The following is a 15,608-nucleotide window of genomic DNA, read 5'->3' on the forward strand; positions in this document are numbered from 1 at the left end:
TCACATCCACGCCATCCTGCCCGGCCCGGCCCGGCCCGCGACATCGTTGAGCGCCAGATGCAGCACCAGCGCGTGCTCGGCAAGTAACCGCCCGGGATCCTCGGGAAGCTGGAGGTCGACCAGCGCCGGACCTTTGGCCGCCTCCCACTTCGCACCGTCCAACAGTTGCCCGCGTGGATCCCGCCAGCGCGCCGAGGCCTCGGCGTAGACGTCGCGGCGCTTGAGGTGCCAATGAAACTGGGTAAGCACGCACATGGTGTAGGCGTTCTTGTCCACGGTGCTGCCATTCGGCAAGCTCTTGAACACCAGCCGCTTCCAGGACCCAGTCACCAGCTCGGGGTCGATGTCGGCCTCGGTCACCTTCTTCTTGCGGCCGTCCAGCAGCCGGGGCAGCTGCTTCATCGCCGCGAGCGCCGGCGCGCCCTCAGCGTTGGCGCCGAATTCGATCACCGTGGTCAGCGTCTTGAGGAACCCCGACACGGTGGCGATCCGCGTGGCCGGCAGCGCCCGCATCTCCCCGTCGGCATCGGCGTCGGGCGGCGGCACCATCTCGGTCACCGCCGCGACGGCCTCCCGCAACTCCCGCCGGGGCACGATCGCGTCGATCGCCTCCCACACTTGATCCAACCGGAGTTCCTCGCCGTACTCGGTGACCTCCAGCAGGGTCTCCACCGCCGCGGCCAGCGTGGCCGAGTGCTTGGCCAATTTCGGATGCTGGCGTACCCGCTCCTTGTCAGTGGCGGTCTCGGCCTTGCCGACCAGTTCGGTGGTGACCAGCAGGTCCAGCATTTCCAGACAGTCGTCGACCGCCTTGCCCTCCAGATAGATCACCGTGGCCAGCAACGTGGCGAGCTGACGGGAGGGCCCATGGCGGCGCAAAGCGGTCGCCGTGGCCTGCATGCCGTACCGCGCCAAGTCGACCATCCGCCGGTGCGGCACCTCCGGTGGCAGCGGCATGGCCCCCAGCCCCACACCGAGGATTTCCGCAGCGAGCTCCAGCGCCTTCTCCAGATTCCTCCCCGAGGGCGCCGCCGGGCCCTTGCGCCAGCGCTCCAGGTCCGAGGAACGCCGGCCCTCGGGCACCTCCAGCAGCATCTCCAGGATCACCCGCTGCCGTGGTGACAGCACCTCTCGCAGCGTGTCATAGAGCCGGTCGGTGGCCTCATCCCGCACCCGGGCGACCAGCCGTGCCAGCGTGGTCACACCCGGGAGCAGCACCTTGTTGGTGCGCAGCCACGTCACCCCGTCATAGAAGATCGTCTTCTTGCCGTCGCCGGTGTTCCACGCCCTGGCGCTCGCCCACACGATGAATTCCGCCTCTGCCTGGGAGAACTCCTTCAGCGCGTATGCCTTGCGGATCGCGTCCTGGTGCTCGAACGGTGTGCTGCGCCGCTCGGTGTACTGGCTGATCTGCGAGACATCCTCGATCCCGAGTTGCTCACCGAGGTACACCAGCACCTCGTCGGGCACGTCCAGCGGGTCGGCCAGAAAGCGCCCGACGTAGCGGGCTGTCGTTAATTGGAGGGCGAAGCCGAGGCGGGCGTGTGTCCCACGCCGTTCGGCGATCAGCGCCCGATCCGCGTCGTCGAGGTAGAAGAACCGCTCCAGCTCCGCCTGCGACGGAGCGCCCGAGAAGCGGCCGTACGCGGCCGCCTCACCATCACTCAAGAACTCAACCGGCATAGACGCCGAAGGTAGGGCAGGCCCGGCAAGCAGGACGAGCGGAAGATCAAATAGTTAGCTGGGGCCACCCGCTAACGGGACTTTTCGTTCGGATGCTCGTCATACCCCGCGATCGAACGCTGGCGGCTGCTGCGGTCCCACCTCGAAGACGATGAACCGCCGGCCCACGTCGCCGCTTCCTGCGGGATCCCCGAGCGGACGCTGCGCCGCTGGCGTGCCGCCTACCAAGCGGGCGGTCTGGCCGTTCTGGTGCGCCGACCGCGCTCGGACCGCGGCCGGGTGCGGATGCCCGAGCCGTTGCCTGGATGGCCATTTCCTTGCCTGGTGGGTGCAATGACCTGCTGCGAACCTGAGTCATCTCCGCTGGGAAGGGGAATGCGTTTCGCGTATGCTCCGGATCTTGGTTTGCATCAAGGGCATGACCGTCCTCCACATCTCACCCGAACGGGCGCGGACGGCCTTCCGCACCGCGATGTCGCTTCCAGGACCACCTCAAGACGTTCCGTAGCGGAGCGTCAGCTTGTCCTGAGCAGAAGGGGAACACCGGCCATGGCGGCAAACGATCACAAAGATGCCACAGCGCAGACCGACCAGCCGTTCGGCACGCTGGAGTTGGTGCACGCCTTCAGCGAAGGCCCGATGCCGACCGGCGTCACGGTGTCGCACACTGGCCGGATCTTCGTCAACTACCCGCTCTGGGGCGACGACGTCGCCGCCACCGTGGCCGAACTGCGCGACGGCGAGGCCGTGCCGTTCCCGGACCAGGCGTGGAACGCCCGTTCCGGTAGCCCGGCCAGGCGGCTGATGTCGGTGCAGAGCGTGGTGGTCGACCCGGCCGACCGTCTGTGGATCCTGGACACCGGCAGCCCGCTGTTCAAACCCACCGAGCCGGGCGGCCCCAAACTGGTCTGCGTGGACCTGCGCACCGACACCGTGGTCCGGGTCATCACCTTCGAACCCGAGGTGACGCCGAGCACCTCCTACCTCAACGACGTCCGCTTCGACCTGCGCAAGGCGCCCGACGGCGTCGCCTACATCACCGACTCCTCCGGCGATGGTCCCAACGCCATCGTCGTGGTGGACCTGGCGACCGGACAAGCGTGGCGGCGACTGGACGACCACCCCAGCACCAAGGCCGAAAGCCCGCCTGCCTACCTGCCGATCGTCGAGGGCCGCGTCTTCATGGAACGCCCGAAGGACGGCCCGCCCAAGCCGGTCCTGATCGGCGCCGACGGCATCGCCATCTCCGCCGACGGCAAGCGGCTGTTCTACTGCCCGCTCATGTCACGACACCTGTACAGCGTGTCGGCCGATGCCCTGGCCGACCGCTCGGTCAGCGAGGAGGAGGTGGCGGCCACAGTCGTGGACGAGGGAGACAAGGGCGGCTCGGCCGACGGTCTGGAAAGCGACGACGCCGGACGCGTCTACATCACGAACTGGGAGCACAACGCCATCATGCGCCGCCTCCCCGACGGAAGCTTTGAAACCCTCGTGCACGACCCGAGACTGCTGTGGCCCGACACCATGTCGGTCACCCAGGAACACCTCTATGTCACCTCCAACCAACTCCACCGGCAGGCGGCCTACCACAACGGGCAGGATCTGCGCCGCTACCCCTACGCGCTGTTTCGCACACCGATCGACGCCGGCCCCGTACGGCTGCTCTGAATGATGCCGAGCAGGCCGAGATGTCGCGCGAACAGGCGCGTCCAGCGTCAAGTATGCGTTTCCGGTCGAGGAACCGGCGGACAGCCGTTGGCGCTGAGAAGGATCAAGACGCACTTATGGCTGAAAGATCCTCACTTGTAACGCGTCAATCACTATGAGTTGATCGCGACCGATATGGCCCAACCGTGCGGGCTATGCCTGCGGAATTTCTGTCTGCCGAGCAGAGGGCTGCCTACGTCTCGTTCATCGAGGCGCCGTCGTTGTCAGACCTGGAGTTATCCTGAGTGGCTCTTGGTAGTCAGGCATGTTCGTCAAGCAACGTTGGCGTGTACTTGCCTCACAGATGCACCGCGAGCGACGCCCCTCCGACAAGGGCATCCAATACGCGGGTCCACCGACCGTCACACTCCTACCCACGCCGTCAGCCGCTCAGCGAAGACCATGATCAATTGCTATCTAAACGGCATTGGGGCGTGCACCAGGGCCGCGAGCGCCCCCTCACCCGGCCGCGCCACGTCGATCAGCGGCTTCACGCGCGGGCCGGGACCCCGCGCGGCGGCCAGCCGACGGAACAGCTCGTTAGATGTTGCCGTTCGCCGGCCGTGGACATTCCGTCCTGCCGCGATTGGACGATCCTGGCCTTCGCCCTGCCGCGAGGCAAGGTTGCGCCGGCACCACAGGGCGAAGGGAGCCGAACAGCAGCCGTTCCGCTAGAGGCTGCTCGCGAGTGCCCTGACCCACCTCCCTTGACGTGTGTCTCCCAAAAAAGCTGGCTTGTCCGTATTGCGTGCGTGTGTGACGCCGGGAGAGTATGCCATTGTCAACGGATCGATCTTGGTGTCGACGGGAGGGGTTGACTGATGGCGCTTGCTGATGTCGATATTCTCGAGAAGAATAAATTCACTCAATTTCGATAGTGGGCAACATGCCCAGCCATAGTTACCCGGCCGGCCTGATCGCCAGGCTCTGCCTTCTGCATGAGCGCGAACGCGACCGGGAGCCGTTACTCCGGCACCACCCGGCGCAGCGCGGCACGACTTCGAGCGAACAACATCCTTCGGTAAAGCTGATGCGGCGTTTGGACTTGGCCTGGCCAACTCTAAGGGGCCAGCGGCTGTGGACCCTCGCAACTCCTGCCGTGATCGAAAGACCCCTAGCCGTTGGTCCGCCGCGTGGCAAAGTTGGGCGGAAATAGAATATGAAGCGTCACCGAGAACGGTGACACCTAATGGGGCTGTGCACTTTACCAAACATTCCACATTGTCGATGGAAGAGGCTGAGCATGGCGCTGGGCGACGAAGATATCCTCAAGCCGCAGATCTTCGAGGCTAACTCTCAGCAGAAAAATTATCAGCGGATCATAAACTTCTTGCGGGAGCGCTATCGCTCCTGGAACGGGGCAGGCGAGCGCTTCTTTCGAGTGGATTTTGTCTTAGAAGCTTCGAAACCTCCCCGCCATCCGACCGTTCGATTGTACTTCCAGAAGGACAATCTTTACCTTCGGGGCTGGGCGATCAACAGAGAAAGGCGGCTGGTTGCCGCCTGGGACAGAAGCGAGGAACATGCCCTCAGCTTGCCGCACGACGAGGCGACCTGGGACAAGGATCTTGGTTGGGTCGCACTGGAATACGGCACAGGTTCCACCCAAGGAGAACTGTCCAAAACAGTCTTCTTTCAAAAACTGCAGACACTTTACTACTATATATTAAAAGCGCCGCGCGAGTCAGGGGTCGACGCGAAGGGCAGGCCGCAGCGCCAAGACGCCGAGCAGGCATTTCATTTGGTCGCCAGGATGACATCGGAGATGGCGCGGTTCGATCCGTACTTTAAGAAGATGTACGACAATTGGACGAGGGGGCTCGACCAGAAGGTTCGCCCCGAATCAAGGTATTGCTGGGGGAAGGACGGAGCCCCTGACAGTTACCGAATGCCGCCATTCGAGGATATCGTCCACAGATGGGCCGATTGCAGCAGGAAGGCGGCGGGCTGGAGCCCTGAGCTGACTTTCACCGTCGCAAACACTGTAGTGCCGGTTACCACGCTCATGGCCAAGGAGATCCTGGGGAACGGGGCGAAGAAGCATGCTTGACGGGGAGCCGATGTGACTAACCCACAATCCGAAGGTTCCGGCTGGGGAGGGCTGGATGCGCTCATGGACCATCTGGCCGGGCTCGGCGACCCCCTGGTCCTCGATTCGGAAGACGCCGCGCTGCCAGACCAGTTACGGGACATGCTCGCCACCTTCACGGGCCGGAAGTTCGAGGGTACGGCGACCTCCGGCCCCCCGCAGTTCGACGACTCCAGGACCAGCCTGACGCTGGCCCTCACCTGCGCCCCGCAGATGTGGCCCGCCGACGTGAAAGCAGGGGCGACCACCGTCAGCGCGATGACGGTGGTCGTGGCCGCGGACGGCGGCATCACCGTCACGTTCACCGGAATGTTCAACGGGGTCGCGGTGCTGGCCACGATGACCGCCGACGAGGCCGACGGGCTGACCGCTGCGGTGCGGTCGCAACAGCACGGTGCGTTCGAGCTGGAAGCGCTTACCGGGCAGCTGGCCGAAGGCGGCCTGTGTCAGGAGGTGGAGCAGGGGCTGACGGAGCTGGACGTCGTGCTCGGGCTGATCACAGGCTTCAACTACTACCTGGAGAGACACCCGAAGGCCGAACCTGTCGCCTACGCGGTGACGTCCGTGACGGTCACCGCTGAGCTCAAAGTCAAAGACCTCGCCCTGGACATCGAGCTGTGGTTACGGGAAAAGTACATCAGAGGGGACCTGCACAAGGACACGCCGAAGGACACCATTGACGTCCTGGCGCTGCTGGGTTCGTGCGGTATCCCCGTCCCCCATGTGCCGACCGGGCTCAGCGTCCGTGACCTCAACTTCACCGCCGGATTCGGCGGCATCTACCAGATCGCCCTGACGCTCACGGGTACCTGGTCCCTCGACCCCTTCATGTCGCTTGACGAGCTGTCGGTGGAGGTCTCCTACAGCACCGTCGAGAAATTCGTGGCCCGGTTCGCCGGCACGGTGAAGGTGAGTTCGTCGATCGCCATCGAGATCAGCGCGGCGATGGCCGCCGGTAAGGGAGGCGGCTGGACCTTCTCGGGCGGGATTCTGGCGGATGAGGCCCTCACAGTGAGGGCGCTGACCGACGGGCTGGGCGCGACCGCCGTACCCGAGGCCCTGGAAAGCCTGGAACTGACCAGCCTCTGGCTTACCCACACGACCGGCACCGACCAGTTCGACTTCGCCTGCCATGGAGACCTGGAGATCGCGGACGGCGTCAAAGCATCGATCGGCGCGACCATCACCCGGTACGGCAACGACACACGGTACGCCGGAACGTTGGACATCGCGGGCTACGACTTCGAGGTCGAATTCGACAAGGACAGGTCCGGCACCGACGCGGCCGCCGCCACCTTCCATGGCGGCGACGGGGACATCCACATCGTGCTGCGGGACCTGGTCGCGCACTTCTCCGCCGACCTGGCGGCGGATGTCCCCGACAATCTGCGGATCGGTTTGAAAGATGCCAAGTTCGTCCGGGTGAAGCCCGCCAATGGCCCGGCGCAGTTCTGCTTGGGTATCGACCTGTCAGCGGACATCGACCTTTCCCAGCTTCCCCTGGTGGGCGGGTTCCTATCGCAGGTGGGGACCTTGGGCGTGCAGAACATGCAGGTCCTCTACAGCTCCGGCGACATCGCCCCGCAGGCGGTCGGTGTGGTCAACGGGCTGCTGGGCGGGGTGGTGCCGCTGCCGGCAGCCGGGCTGACGGCGGGCGTGGCGGCCCTGGCGGAGCTGCGGATCGGCAGCGAGACCACACCGGTAGCCCTCGGTGTTCCCGCCACCAACGCCCCCGCCCCCAAGGGGGGCGGGCAGTCCAACGTCGCTGCGGTACCGGACACCTCTACCCCCGACCCACAGGGCACGCCGAGCGCGCCGGCTTCCAACGTCCACTGGATCTCGGTGCAGAAGAAGCTCGGCATCGTCCAGATCAACCGGGTGGGCGTGATGTACCAGCACAACGTGCTGCTCTTCGCGCTGGACGCCGCGGTCGCGGTGGGGCCGCTGTCCCTGTCGTTCGACGGGCTGGCAGTGGGATCGCCACTGGACAGGTTCGAGCCGACGTTCAACCTCTCCGGACTCGGCATCGGCTACAGCGCTGCTCCGGTGGTGATCGCCGGCGCCCTACTGCACCTGCCCGAGGACGAGCGCGCCCCCGACGTGGCGTTCCAGTACGACGGCGCGGCGACGATCGCCCTGCCGAACTTCTCGCTGGGGGCTGTCGGCTCCTATGCGCAGTTGACGGACGGCGAGCCTTCGCTGTTCGTGTTCGCCCAGCTTGAGGGGCCGCTGCTGGAGCTGCCGCCGATCCTCGTCACTGGGCTGATGGCCGGGTTCGGCTTCAACCGGGAGCTGGCTCTGCCCTCCGCCGCGGAGGTGTCGGGGTTCCCGCTGCTGGTCTTGAACAAGCAGGGGCCGGACTCGGACCAGGGCAAGCCTTCGCAGGTGCTGGAGGCCTTGGAGGGGCGTGAGCCGGCCGTCGCCGGTGGCCAGCGACGGCAGTGGATCGCCCCGCGGCAGGGCGCGTACTGGCTGGCTTTGGGGGTGGAGTTCAGCGCGGCCGAGGTGGTGAACGCCAAGGTGCTGCTGGCCGTGGAGTTCGGCCAGGAGCTGGTGCTGGCCGTGCTGGGGCTCGCCACTCTTCAGCTGCCGCTGCCTGCCGAGTCCCCCCGCACCTACGTCTACGCGGAGCTGGGCGTGGAAGCTGTCGTCCGGCCCGCCCACGGCAGCGTCGAGGTGGCCAGGCAGCTGTCGCCGGCCTCGTATGTGCTGACGCCCGACTGCCACCTGACCGGGGGGTTCGCCGCCGTGGTGTGGTTCGGGTCGAACCCGAACGCCGGGCAGTTCGTGGTCACCTTGGGCGGATACCATCCGGCGTTCCAACCGCCCGCCTCCTACCCGAGGGTGCCACGGCTGGGCATCGACTGGGCGGTCAGCAGCAGCGTCTCGATCAAGGCGCAGGCGTATCTGGCGGTGACGCCGTCGTGCGCGATGGCGGGCATAAGCCTCAGCGCCGTCTACCACGGGGGCCCCGTCCGGGCGTGGTTCACCGCCAAGGCCGATCTGCTGCTGTCGTGGCGGCCGTTCTGGTTCACCGCGGGCATCTCGGTGAGCATCGGCGCTTCGGTCCAGGTTGACGTCTGGTTCGTCCACAAAACCATCCAGGCGTCGGTCAACGCCTCCCTGGAGTTGTGGGGACCGCCGGTGGGCGGCACGGTATCCGCCCACATCGTAGGCTTCACCGTCACGATCAGTTTCGGGCAGGGGCGCCTCGGAGCCGGTGACAAAACACTGGGCTGGTCCGAGTTCTCCAGCATGCTGCCGAAACCGGAGGGCATGGTCACCATCGCGGCGGTCAGCGGCCTGGTTAAGACGATGGACGACCCCGCTGCGGGCAAGGTGTGGCTGGTCCGCGCCCGCGACCTGCGCTTGTTCACCCAGTCCGCCATCCCGGCCAGCCACCTGCGGGCCGGTGAGGCGCTGCTCTGCTCGCCCGAGCCCGCAGACGGCCCCCTGGTCGACGTGCGCCCCATGAAACGCGATGGCCTGGTCGGCGAGCACCGCCTGAAGCTGTACTTCGAGAACGAGCCCGTGCCAGCCGACGGCTGGACGCTGACACCCCGCATCCGGAACCTGCCCGCGTCGCTGTGGGGCGCCCCGCTTACCCAGCTCGAGGAAGCCTTCCCCAGGCCCAGCGCTGACGTGGTCCCTGACCGGCCGGTGGGCTTCGACGTCCAGGCGCCGCGGCCGTCGCTGGCCGCCTCGCGCGGGTTCTTCCCGCTCAGCGAGTACAGTCAGGACGAGCTGCCACCCGGCCTTTCACCGCTGCCCCCGCAGCCCGCCGCCAACATCGACTTCGTCTTCGCCGCCGAGGCGTGGTGTGTGGACCTCATCGGCCATGCCGACCGCGGGGACGCCAAGCTCGGCCGCGACCAGGTGTATGCGGCCCTGGCCGACGCCAAACTGTTCACCGGCCCCAACGACACCTTGGCCGGTCTGGCGCAGGGCGCCGGCCACCTGTTCAGCCAGGCCCCCATGATCCAGGATGCAGGGAGCCGGACGTGAGCCCGAGCCCGCAGCACCCCGCCCGCGACACGATCCCCCTCGGCGACATCGAACTGCACGACAACTACCTGCCCGCCCTGCCCGCGGGTGACTACCGCGTCGAGGTCGCCCACGCCCTGCGCACCGGCCAGGACGACAACGCCCCCGTCGTCGGCGACACCTTCACCGCCACCCAGAGCTTCACCGTCCGCGGACCGCAGGTCGCGATCGGCACGGGGGCGGTAGTGGCCAAGCAGCCACCGGACGCCTCCAGCGGCCGGTTCGCCGACGTGCTGCCCCACGTGGTGCTCGGCGACCCCATGCTGCCGTGGGAACGCGCGATGAAAGGCGCCCCGGCCGGCTCCCCCTGGCTGGCGCTGCTGGTGCTGACCGACGACCAGCTTGTCGGCGGTACGGACGCCCCGACCCGTACGATCTCCGGCACGGTCGGCCAGTTCCGGGCCTTGGATGCGGCCGTGCTCAAACCCGAGCTGAGGGTGGAAGCCGACCTCGGCGACGCCGATCCCTGCACTTACATCCAGGTTCTGTCCGAGGAGTTCCACGCGGTGGCGCCCCGTCTGGACGAGCTGCGGTTTCTGGCTCACTGCCGGGCAGCCAACACCGGAGACCGGCCCATCCTCGGCCTGAAGGAGGACGGGCTGTTCGCCGTCGTCGTCGCGAGCCGTTTCCCGGCCGATGCCCCGCCCGGCTCCACCACCGCGACCAAGTCCATCGTGCACCTGGTCTCCCTGGAAGGCCACGAGAAGATCCTCGTGGACGACCCGGACTTTAAGGGCCGCACGTCGGTGGCGCTGCTGTCAGTGGCCAGCTGGTCGTTCTGGGCTTACCCCGATCTACAGGCCGACTTCGCCGATCTGGCCGAAGGGCTCACCTGCACCCCGGACGGAGCCCAGGCCGACCGCGAGGACATGTGGCTGCGGCTGGCCTCCCCCTACTCCGACAGCGACGCCACCCCGGCCCCCCAGCGGCACGTGGCGCGGAGGCTCAACGACGGCTACGTGCCGCTGCCGTACCTGACCCGCTCGGGCGAGTCCACCTACGGCTGGTACCGGGGCCCGCTCACCCCCGTCATGCCCGTGGCCACCGCCCGGGCGGCCCAGGCCACCACCGCCGACGCGCTCCTCGGCTACGACCCCGCCTGGGGCAGCTTCGATGTGTCGCTGGCCACCGCGTTCGAGACCGGCCGGGCGCTCGCCCTGGCCGACGTCGCCTTCGGCCAGCACCTGCTGGCGTTCAAGCACGCCGCCCGGCAGTTGGTCGACACCCTCTACCACCAGGCCACCAGCAACCACCTGCCAGCAGACGGCGACGGGCCGAGAACCGCGCGGGCCGCGTTCGGCACACTCCTCGACGGCCACTTACTCACCGCCCTCGACATCCCAGCGGGCAGACCCGACACCCCGTGGTCACCGCCCGCGCCGGTCGCGCCGCCGGCTGATGCGACCCAGGCGCTGGAGGAGTTCCTGCGGTCCGACCCCACCCGGGCCACCCTGGCCAGTGCGCTGGCCGATGGCGACGGACTCACCGAACACTTTGCCCCCATCGCGCAGTGGCTCGGGCGGCTCATGCTGCTCTACACCGTGCCGTTCACGCACCTGGTGCCCGACGAACGGATGCTGCCGCAGGAATCATTACGCTTCTTCCACGTCGACCCCAGCTGGCTGGACGCGCTGATCTCCGGCGCGTTGAGCATCGGCGCCCAGTCCAGCCGAGACACCCTCCAGGACCAGATCGTGGCCGCCACCGTCCGGACGGCGGCGGCCCGGGTAGCGTCGGCACACCGTGACACGGTCCGCGGCGGGACACCCGACGACGTCACCGCCGGGGACGATTTGGGCAGCGCCGCCCGGCCGATTTCCGGGCTGCTATTGCGCTCGGCGCTGGTCTCCGGCTGGCCGAACCTGGCCGTCCGCGCCAGCAGCCCCGGCGGTACGCCGCTGCGGGTGCTGCGCATGGACCACCTGGCGCCCAGCGTGCTGCTGTGCCTGTTCGACGGCCTGCCCGCGACGGTCGAACTGCGCGAACCCCAAGAGGGCTTCCGGTTCGGCATTGAGGACCACGGGCTGATCCCGCTGCGGAACATGCTGCCACCGCGCCCGCCTGCGAACCTGCGACTCGGCGAGCAGATCGGCACTAACGTCACCTTCGGCGTCCTGGACCACCTGAGAACCGGCACCGGCAACGGACGTGTCCTGAACATCGGCTCGCTCGTCCCCGCACTCCAGGCCGCCCTGGACGCCGCGCACAGCACCACCGTCGGCCAGGTCGGTCCCGCCGACCTGGCCATGCAGATGGTCAAGGTCCCCGAAGCCATCCGTTTCACCGGCCCGAACGGAGACCGAGGTTGACCCCCCGCCCCACACTCGTCGTGCCCGTCGGCCTGGACGCACTCGTGGTCAACACCGCCCTGCAAGGTCGGGACGGCTTTCGAACCTGGCAGCACAACTACCAGGCGCTGAACGACTACATGAGCCCAGAGCCGGACGAAGGCGACCGGCAGAGCAACGACCAGGCCCACAACCACACCGGCGTACACCTGCACTGGACGCTGCCCCGGGGGCTTCGCCACGGCGTCCAGGACCCGCAGACCGGACAAGTCCGCTATCCGCTGGTGCCCAACCGGTGGCTGGTGGCCCGTTTCAGCGGCACCACCACCCGCCGCGCCAAAGCCTGGGTAATCGAAAGCGACTGCCCCTACAGCGCCACCGCCTACGAAGACGGCCACTCCTACGACAGGTCCAGCCCGTACCTGGTCTCCCCGGACACCCTGCGCGCCTGGCAGGCCAGCCCCGACCCGTACCGCAACACCATGACGCCCGACTCGCCCCAGGTCCTCGTCGGGCTCGCCTTCCCGCTCACCGACGCCACGCCCTGGACCGAACGCGCCGCGGGCGACCCCCTGTTCGTCACCGCGATGGCCACCGGCGACCCGTACTTCACCTCCTACACCCCCCACAACAGCAACGTCTTCTCCTTCCTCGACGACCTGTCCGACGTCACAGCCGCCGACACGCTCGGTTACCAGGTCATCGGCTGGTACTCCGATCCCGGCGCCGACGTCCTGGCCTGCCTCCCGCCCGGCACCTCCTACGCCGACCACCTCGCCCACCTCGGCTGGCAGGACCCCCGCCTCGACCAGGACAGCGCGGTCGTCCCCGCTACCCGCAGCCTGTACTGCGGCACGGCCCTGACCGTCCCCTGGGACCCGGCCCCCAAATCGTCGGCACCCGTCCCCGACCCTCTGGAAACCATCAAGGACAGCGGCGCACTCAACCTCGCCATCGGCAACACCACCGAAGACGCCTTCACCGCACTCGCCGGCCGCACCCTGCACGCCAGCGGCGCCTCCCCCTCCAGCGCGGACCTGCAACTGCTGCGCACCTTCCTGCACAACGTCCTGGACATCGCCGACGAAAAGGGCGGCGACGCCCGGGTACGCCGCCACATCCACGACGCCTCGTTCGGCGCCACGGCCGGAGGCCACCACTGGACCGTGACGCCGCCCCCCGCCGACACAGACGATCCGGCATCGACCCCCACCCCGTTCACCCCTCCACGATGGCTGGCCACCCTCAACGACGACCAGCACCGCCTCGACGCCCAGCTCCGCGAGCTCTACACTCACCAGTGGCGGCTGAACGCCCTGCGGCTGAAGAACGGCCTGGCCGACGCGCTGTCCCCGCGTCCCGGCGACGCGCCCGATTCGGACCGGATGCAGCAGGAGCTGGACCCCGACCAGGAGGGTTCGCTCGCCCACACGGTGCGTGCCATGACCGCCCAGGTGCGGGACCTGGCCGCGAAGGTCCCCCAGCCCGATGACGCCACTTCCCACGAGGGTGCTCACGACGCGCTCCTCGCCGGGATCAAGGCCTTCGCCCAAGCCCGAGGGCTCGCCGAAGGCGCCACGCTCAAGGCCGTCCCGCGCCACCCGTACTGGCAGGCCAATGACCCGGTGGTCAGCCTGTCGGGTGTCCTGCCGCCGGCCGACGCCGCCGTCCCCGATGAGCCGCTGCCCGTGCGGCTGCTCACTGACGACAGCCCCGCGTCCTTGGTCAGCGCTGTCACGGTCGCGGGCATGACGATCACCGCGACGCCCGGGCAGGGGCCGATGCCCACCATCGCGAGCCTTTCCGCGCTCCCGCAGGAGATCCCCGCTCTGCTCGCGGAGTACTTCCTGTTGGATCCGGGCAACGCGCCCGCGCTGGCCGCCGCCACCGGCTTACCGGCTGGCGAGATCAGCGCCGTCATTGCCGCCCACCGCCCCGCCGACTACACCGGCGCCCTGCCCGCCCAGGGCCTGGATGCCTGGACGCAGCCCTGGCAACCCTTGATCATGGAGTGGAAGGTCGCCTACCGCCACATCCCCTACACGGTGGGCACCCAGCGCTGCTGGACCTTCGACGGCACCGACTACCGCTTCACCGGCGCGGCCGGTATCGAGGCGGACCGGGTCACCGTCACGGGCATCTCCGGCCTCGGCCCGCACCCCCGCTCTCTGTTCGCCGCGCGGCTGAAGGAGTTCATCGCCCACCACGGCACCGACGACCAGCGCGACCAACTCGACGCCTGGCTGAGCGCGATCGGCGACTGGGCCTTCCTGGCCCAGGAACTCACCGGCTTCAACCAGCGGCTGGCCGCCCGCGACCTGCGCGCCTTCCGCCGCCCCACCACTGATGACGCCGACCACCCGCACATCGCCGGCCTGGCCGGCTATGCCGACGCCGCCAGCGACGACGGTCTGCCCGCCCGTTACCGGGGCCACGTCACCAGCGCCCCGTACCTGCCCGGAGGCGCCGACGCCCCCTTCCACGAGATGCGGCAAGGGCAGATCCACATCGAAGAGCTCTTCCTCTACGACAAGTTCGGCCGCGTCCTCGACGTCGTCAGCCCTGACACCGAAAGCGGCGGACTGCACGACTACCGCAACTTCCCCATGGTCGTCGACACGGCTCTGGCCGCTGAGACGTCACTCACCCCCACGATCGCCTCCGTCGCCCAGCTGCCGCCCCGCCCCCTGCAGCCCGCACGGCTCGACTTCGACCTCCTCGACGCCCGGACCGGCACCCGCATCGTGCGCACCGCGGCCGACCCCAACCCCATCGGCGGCTGGATCCTGCCCAACCACCTCGACCACAGCCTGCTGCTCTACGACCCGGCAGGCCGCCTGCTCGGCACCTACCGCCTGCTCACCGGCCCCCGCGGCGAGCGCACCGGCCAATGGGAGCCACCACCGGACGGCTCCCTCACCAGTTTGGACCAGGTCGTGGCGCTCGCCCCCCTGGTCGCAGGCCTGATCGGCGCCCCCGGCCTGGCCACGCAGGCCAACCTCACCGCCTTCCTCGACGCCATCGACTCCACCCTGTGGACCGCCGAACCGCTCGGCCAGCGCGCCGACCAGAACCTGTCCCTCCTCATCGGACGCCCTCTGGCCCTCGTCCCCGCACAGCTACGGCTGACCCTCCACGGACTACCCCTGGGCGACACCCGCTGGGCCGCCACCCTCGACCCGCCACCGGCCGCCTTCACCGCCCACGAGTTCGCGGTCCGCCTCGGCGACCAAGCCGCCCGCGACGACGGCCTCATCGGCTACTTCACCGCCGACGACGCAGCCGGCTACCGCTACGACACCTTCCACAGCGTCACCGCGCCCGACGACCGACAGGACTACGCCAAACAGATCGGCCCTCCCGGCCCCGCCGCCACCTCTCAGGACACCGACTACCTCCAGTTGACCTTCGCCGACCCCGCCCCCACCCGGCTACTCCTTCTCCTGGACCCACGCGCCGCCGTCCACGCCACCACCGGCATCACCCCCACCGCCACCATCACCGTCCCACCCCAGCACGTCGAGGACGCCCTACGGCATCTGCAGGTCCTCTTCCGCTTCGGCCCCGTTCTGACCACCGAACACGCCCAGAGCATCGCCTTCCCTCACCCCGCAGAGAGACACGGTGCCTGGTCCTGGCTGCGCCCCGCACCTGGACAGGCCCCCTGGATCGAGGTGTGTCAGAGAAAATGCACCAGATCGGGCCGGAAATACCCATCAGCCGCAGGAGTGGTTAAAGGGGATCCTGGCGTAGTTCTCGCCGGGTCGCAACCCGGGCCTCGTGTGCGGCGTCCAGTC

6 protein-coding genes are annotated in these 15,608 nt (G+C 68.2%); 5 read left to right on the forward strand and 1 reads right to left on the reverse strand.

Annotated features, from left to right (window positions below; all coding sequences use genetic code 11):
- Positions 1–1,683, reverse strand: coding sequence for a DUF4158 domain-containing protein (locus ABGB18_RS47125; RefSeq protein ID WP_347702248.1), 1,683 nt, complete (start codon positions 1,681–1,683; stop codon positions 1–3).
- A 549-nt stretch (positions 1,684–2,232) separates the two neighbouring features.
- On the opposite strand from ABGB18_RS47125, the gene ABGB18_RS47130 reads away from it, so the two are divergent.
- The 5 genes from ABGB18_RS47130 to ABGB18_RS47150 all read left to right on the forward strand — a co-directional run.
- A complete protein-coding gene (locus ABGB18_RS47130; RefSeq protein ID WP_347702249.1) occupies positions 2,233–3,351 on the forward strand; it encodes an L-dopachrome tautomerase-related protein in 1,119 nt (372 codons plus the stop codon).
- 1,282 nt (positions 3,352–4,633) lie between these two features.
- Positions 4,634–5,440 carry a ribosome-inactivating family protein gene (locus tag ABGB18_RS47135; protein WP_347702250.1) on the forward strand — a complete coding sequence of 269 codons (807 nt, stop codon included), beginning with the start codon at positions 4,634–4,636 and terminating at the stop codon, positions 5,438–5,440.
- Positions 5,441–5,503: 63 nt separating this feature from the next.
- Positions 5,504–9,484 (forward strand): DUF6603 domain-containing protein, encoded by a 3,981-nt coding sequence (locus ABGB18_RS47140; RefSeq protein WP_347702251.1) that lies wholly within the window; start codon positions 5,504–5,506, stop codon positions 9,482–9,484.
- Positions 9,481–11,832, forward strand: coding sequence for a hypothetical protein (locus tag ABGB18_RS47145; RefSeq protein WP_347702252.1), 2,352 nt, complete (start codon positions 9,481–9,483; stop codon positions 11,830–11,832). The genes ABGB18_RS47140 and ABGB18_RS47145 overlap by 4 nt, the downstream gene beginning before the upstream one ends.
- The coding region (locus tag ABGB18_RS47150) for a hypothetical protein (RefSeq protein WP_347702253.1) at positions 11,829–15,608 on the forward strand (3,780 nt) is incomplete at its 3' end. The genes ABGB18_RS47145 and ABGB18_RS47150, both read left to right, overlap by 4 nt.

It is taken from the genome of Nonomuraea sp. B12E4, assembly GCF_039871825.1.
In the GTDB taxonomy this organism is placed as follows: Bacteria; Actinomycetota; Actinomycetes; order Streptosporangiales; family Streptosporangiaceae; genus Nonomuraea.

Coding starts and splice junctions, on each gene's coding strand:
- ABGB18_RS47125 (WP_347702248.1), bottom strand. CDS start 1,683: ATGCCGGTTGAGTTCTTGAGTGATGGTGAGGCGGCCGCGTACGGCCGC.
- ABGB18_RS47130 (WP_347702249.1), top strand. CDS start 2,233: ATGGCGGCAAACGATCACAAAGATGCCACAGCGCAGACCGACCAGCCG.
- ABGB18_RS47135 (WP_347702250.1), top strand. CDS start 4,634: ATGGCGCTGGGCGACGAAGATATCCTCAAGCCGCAGATCTTCGAGGCT.
- ABGB18_RS47140 (WP_347702251.1), top strand. CDS start 5,504: ATGGACCATCTGGCCGGGCTCGGCGACCCCCTGGTCCTCGATTCGGAA.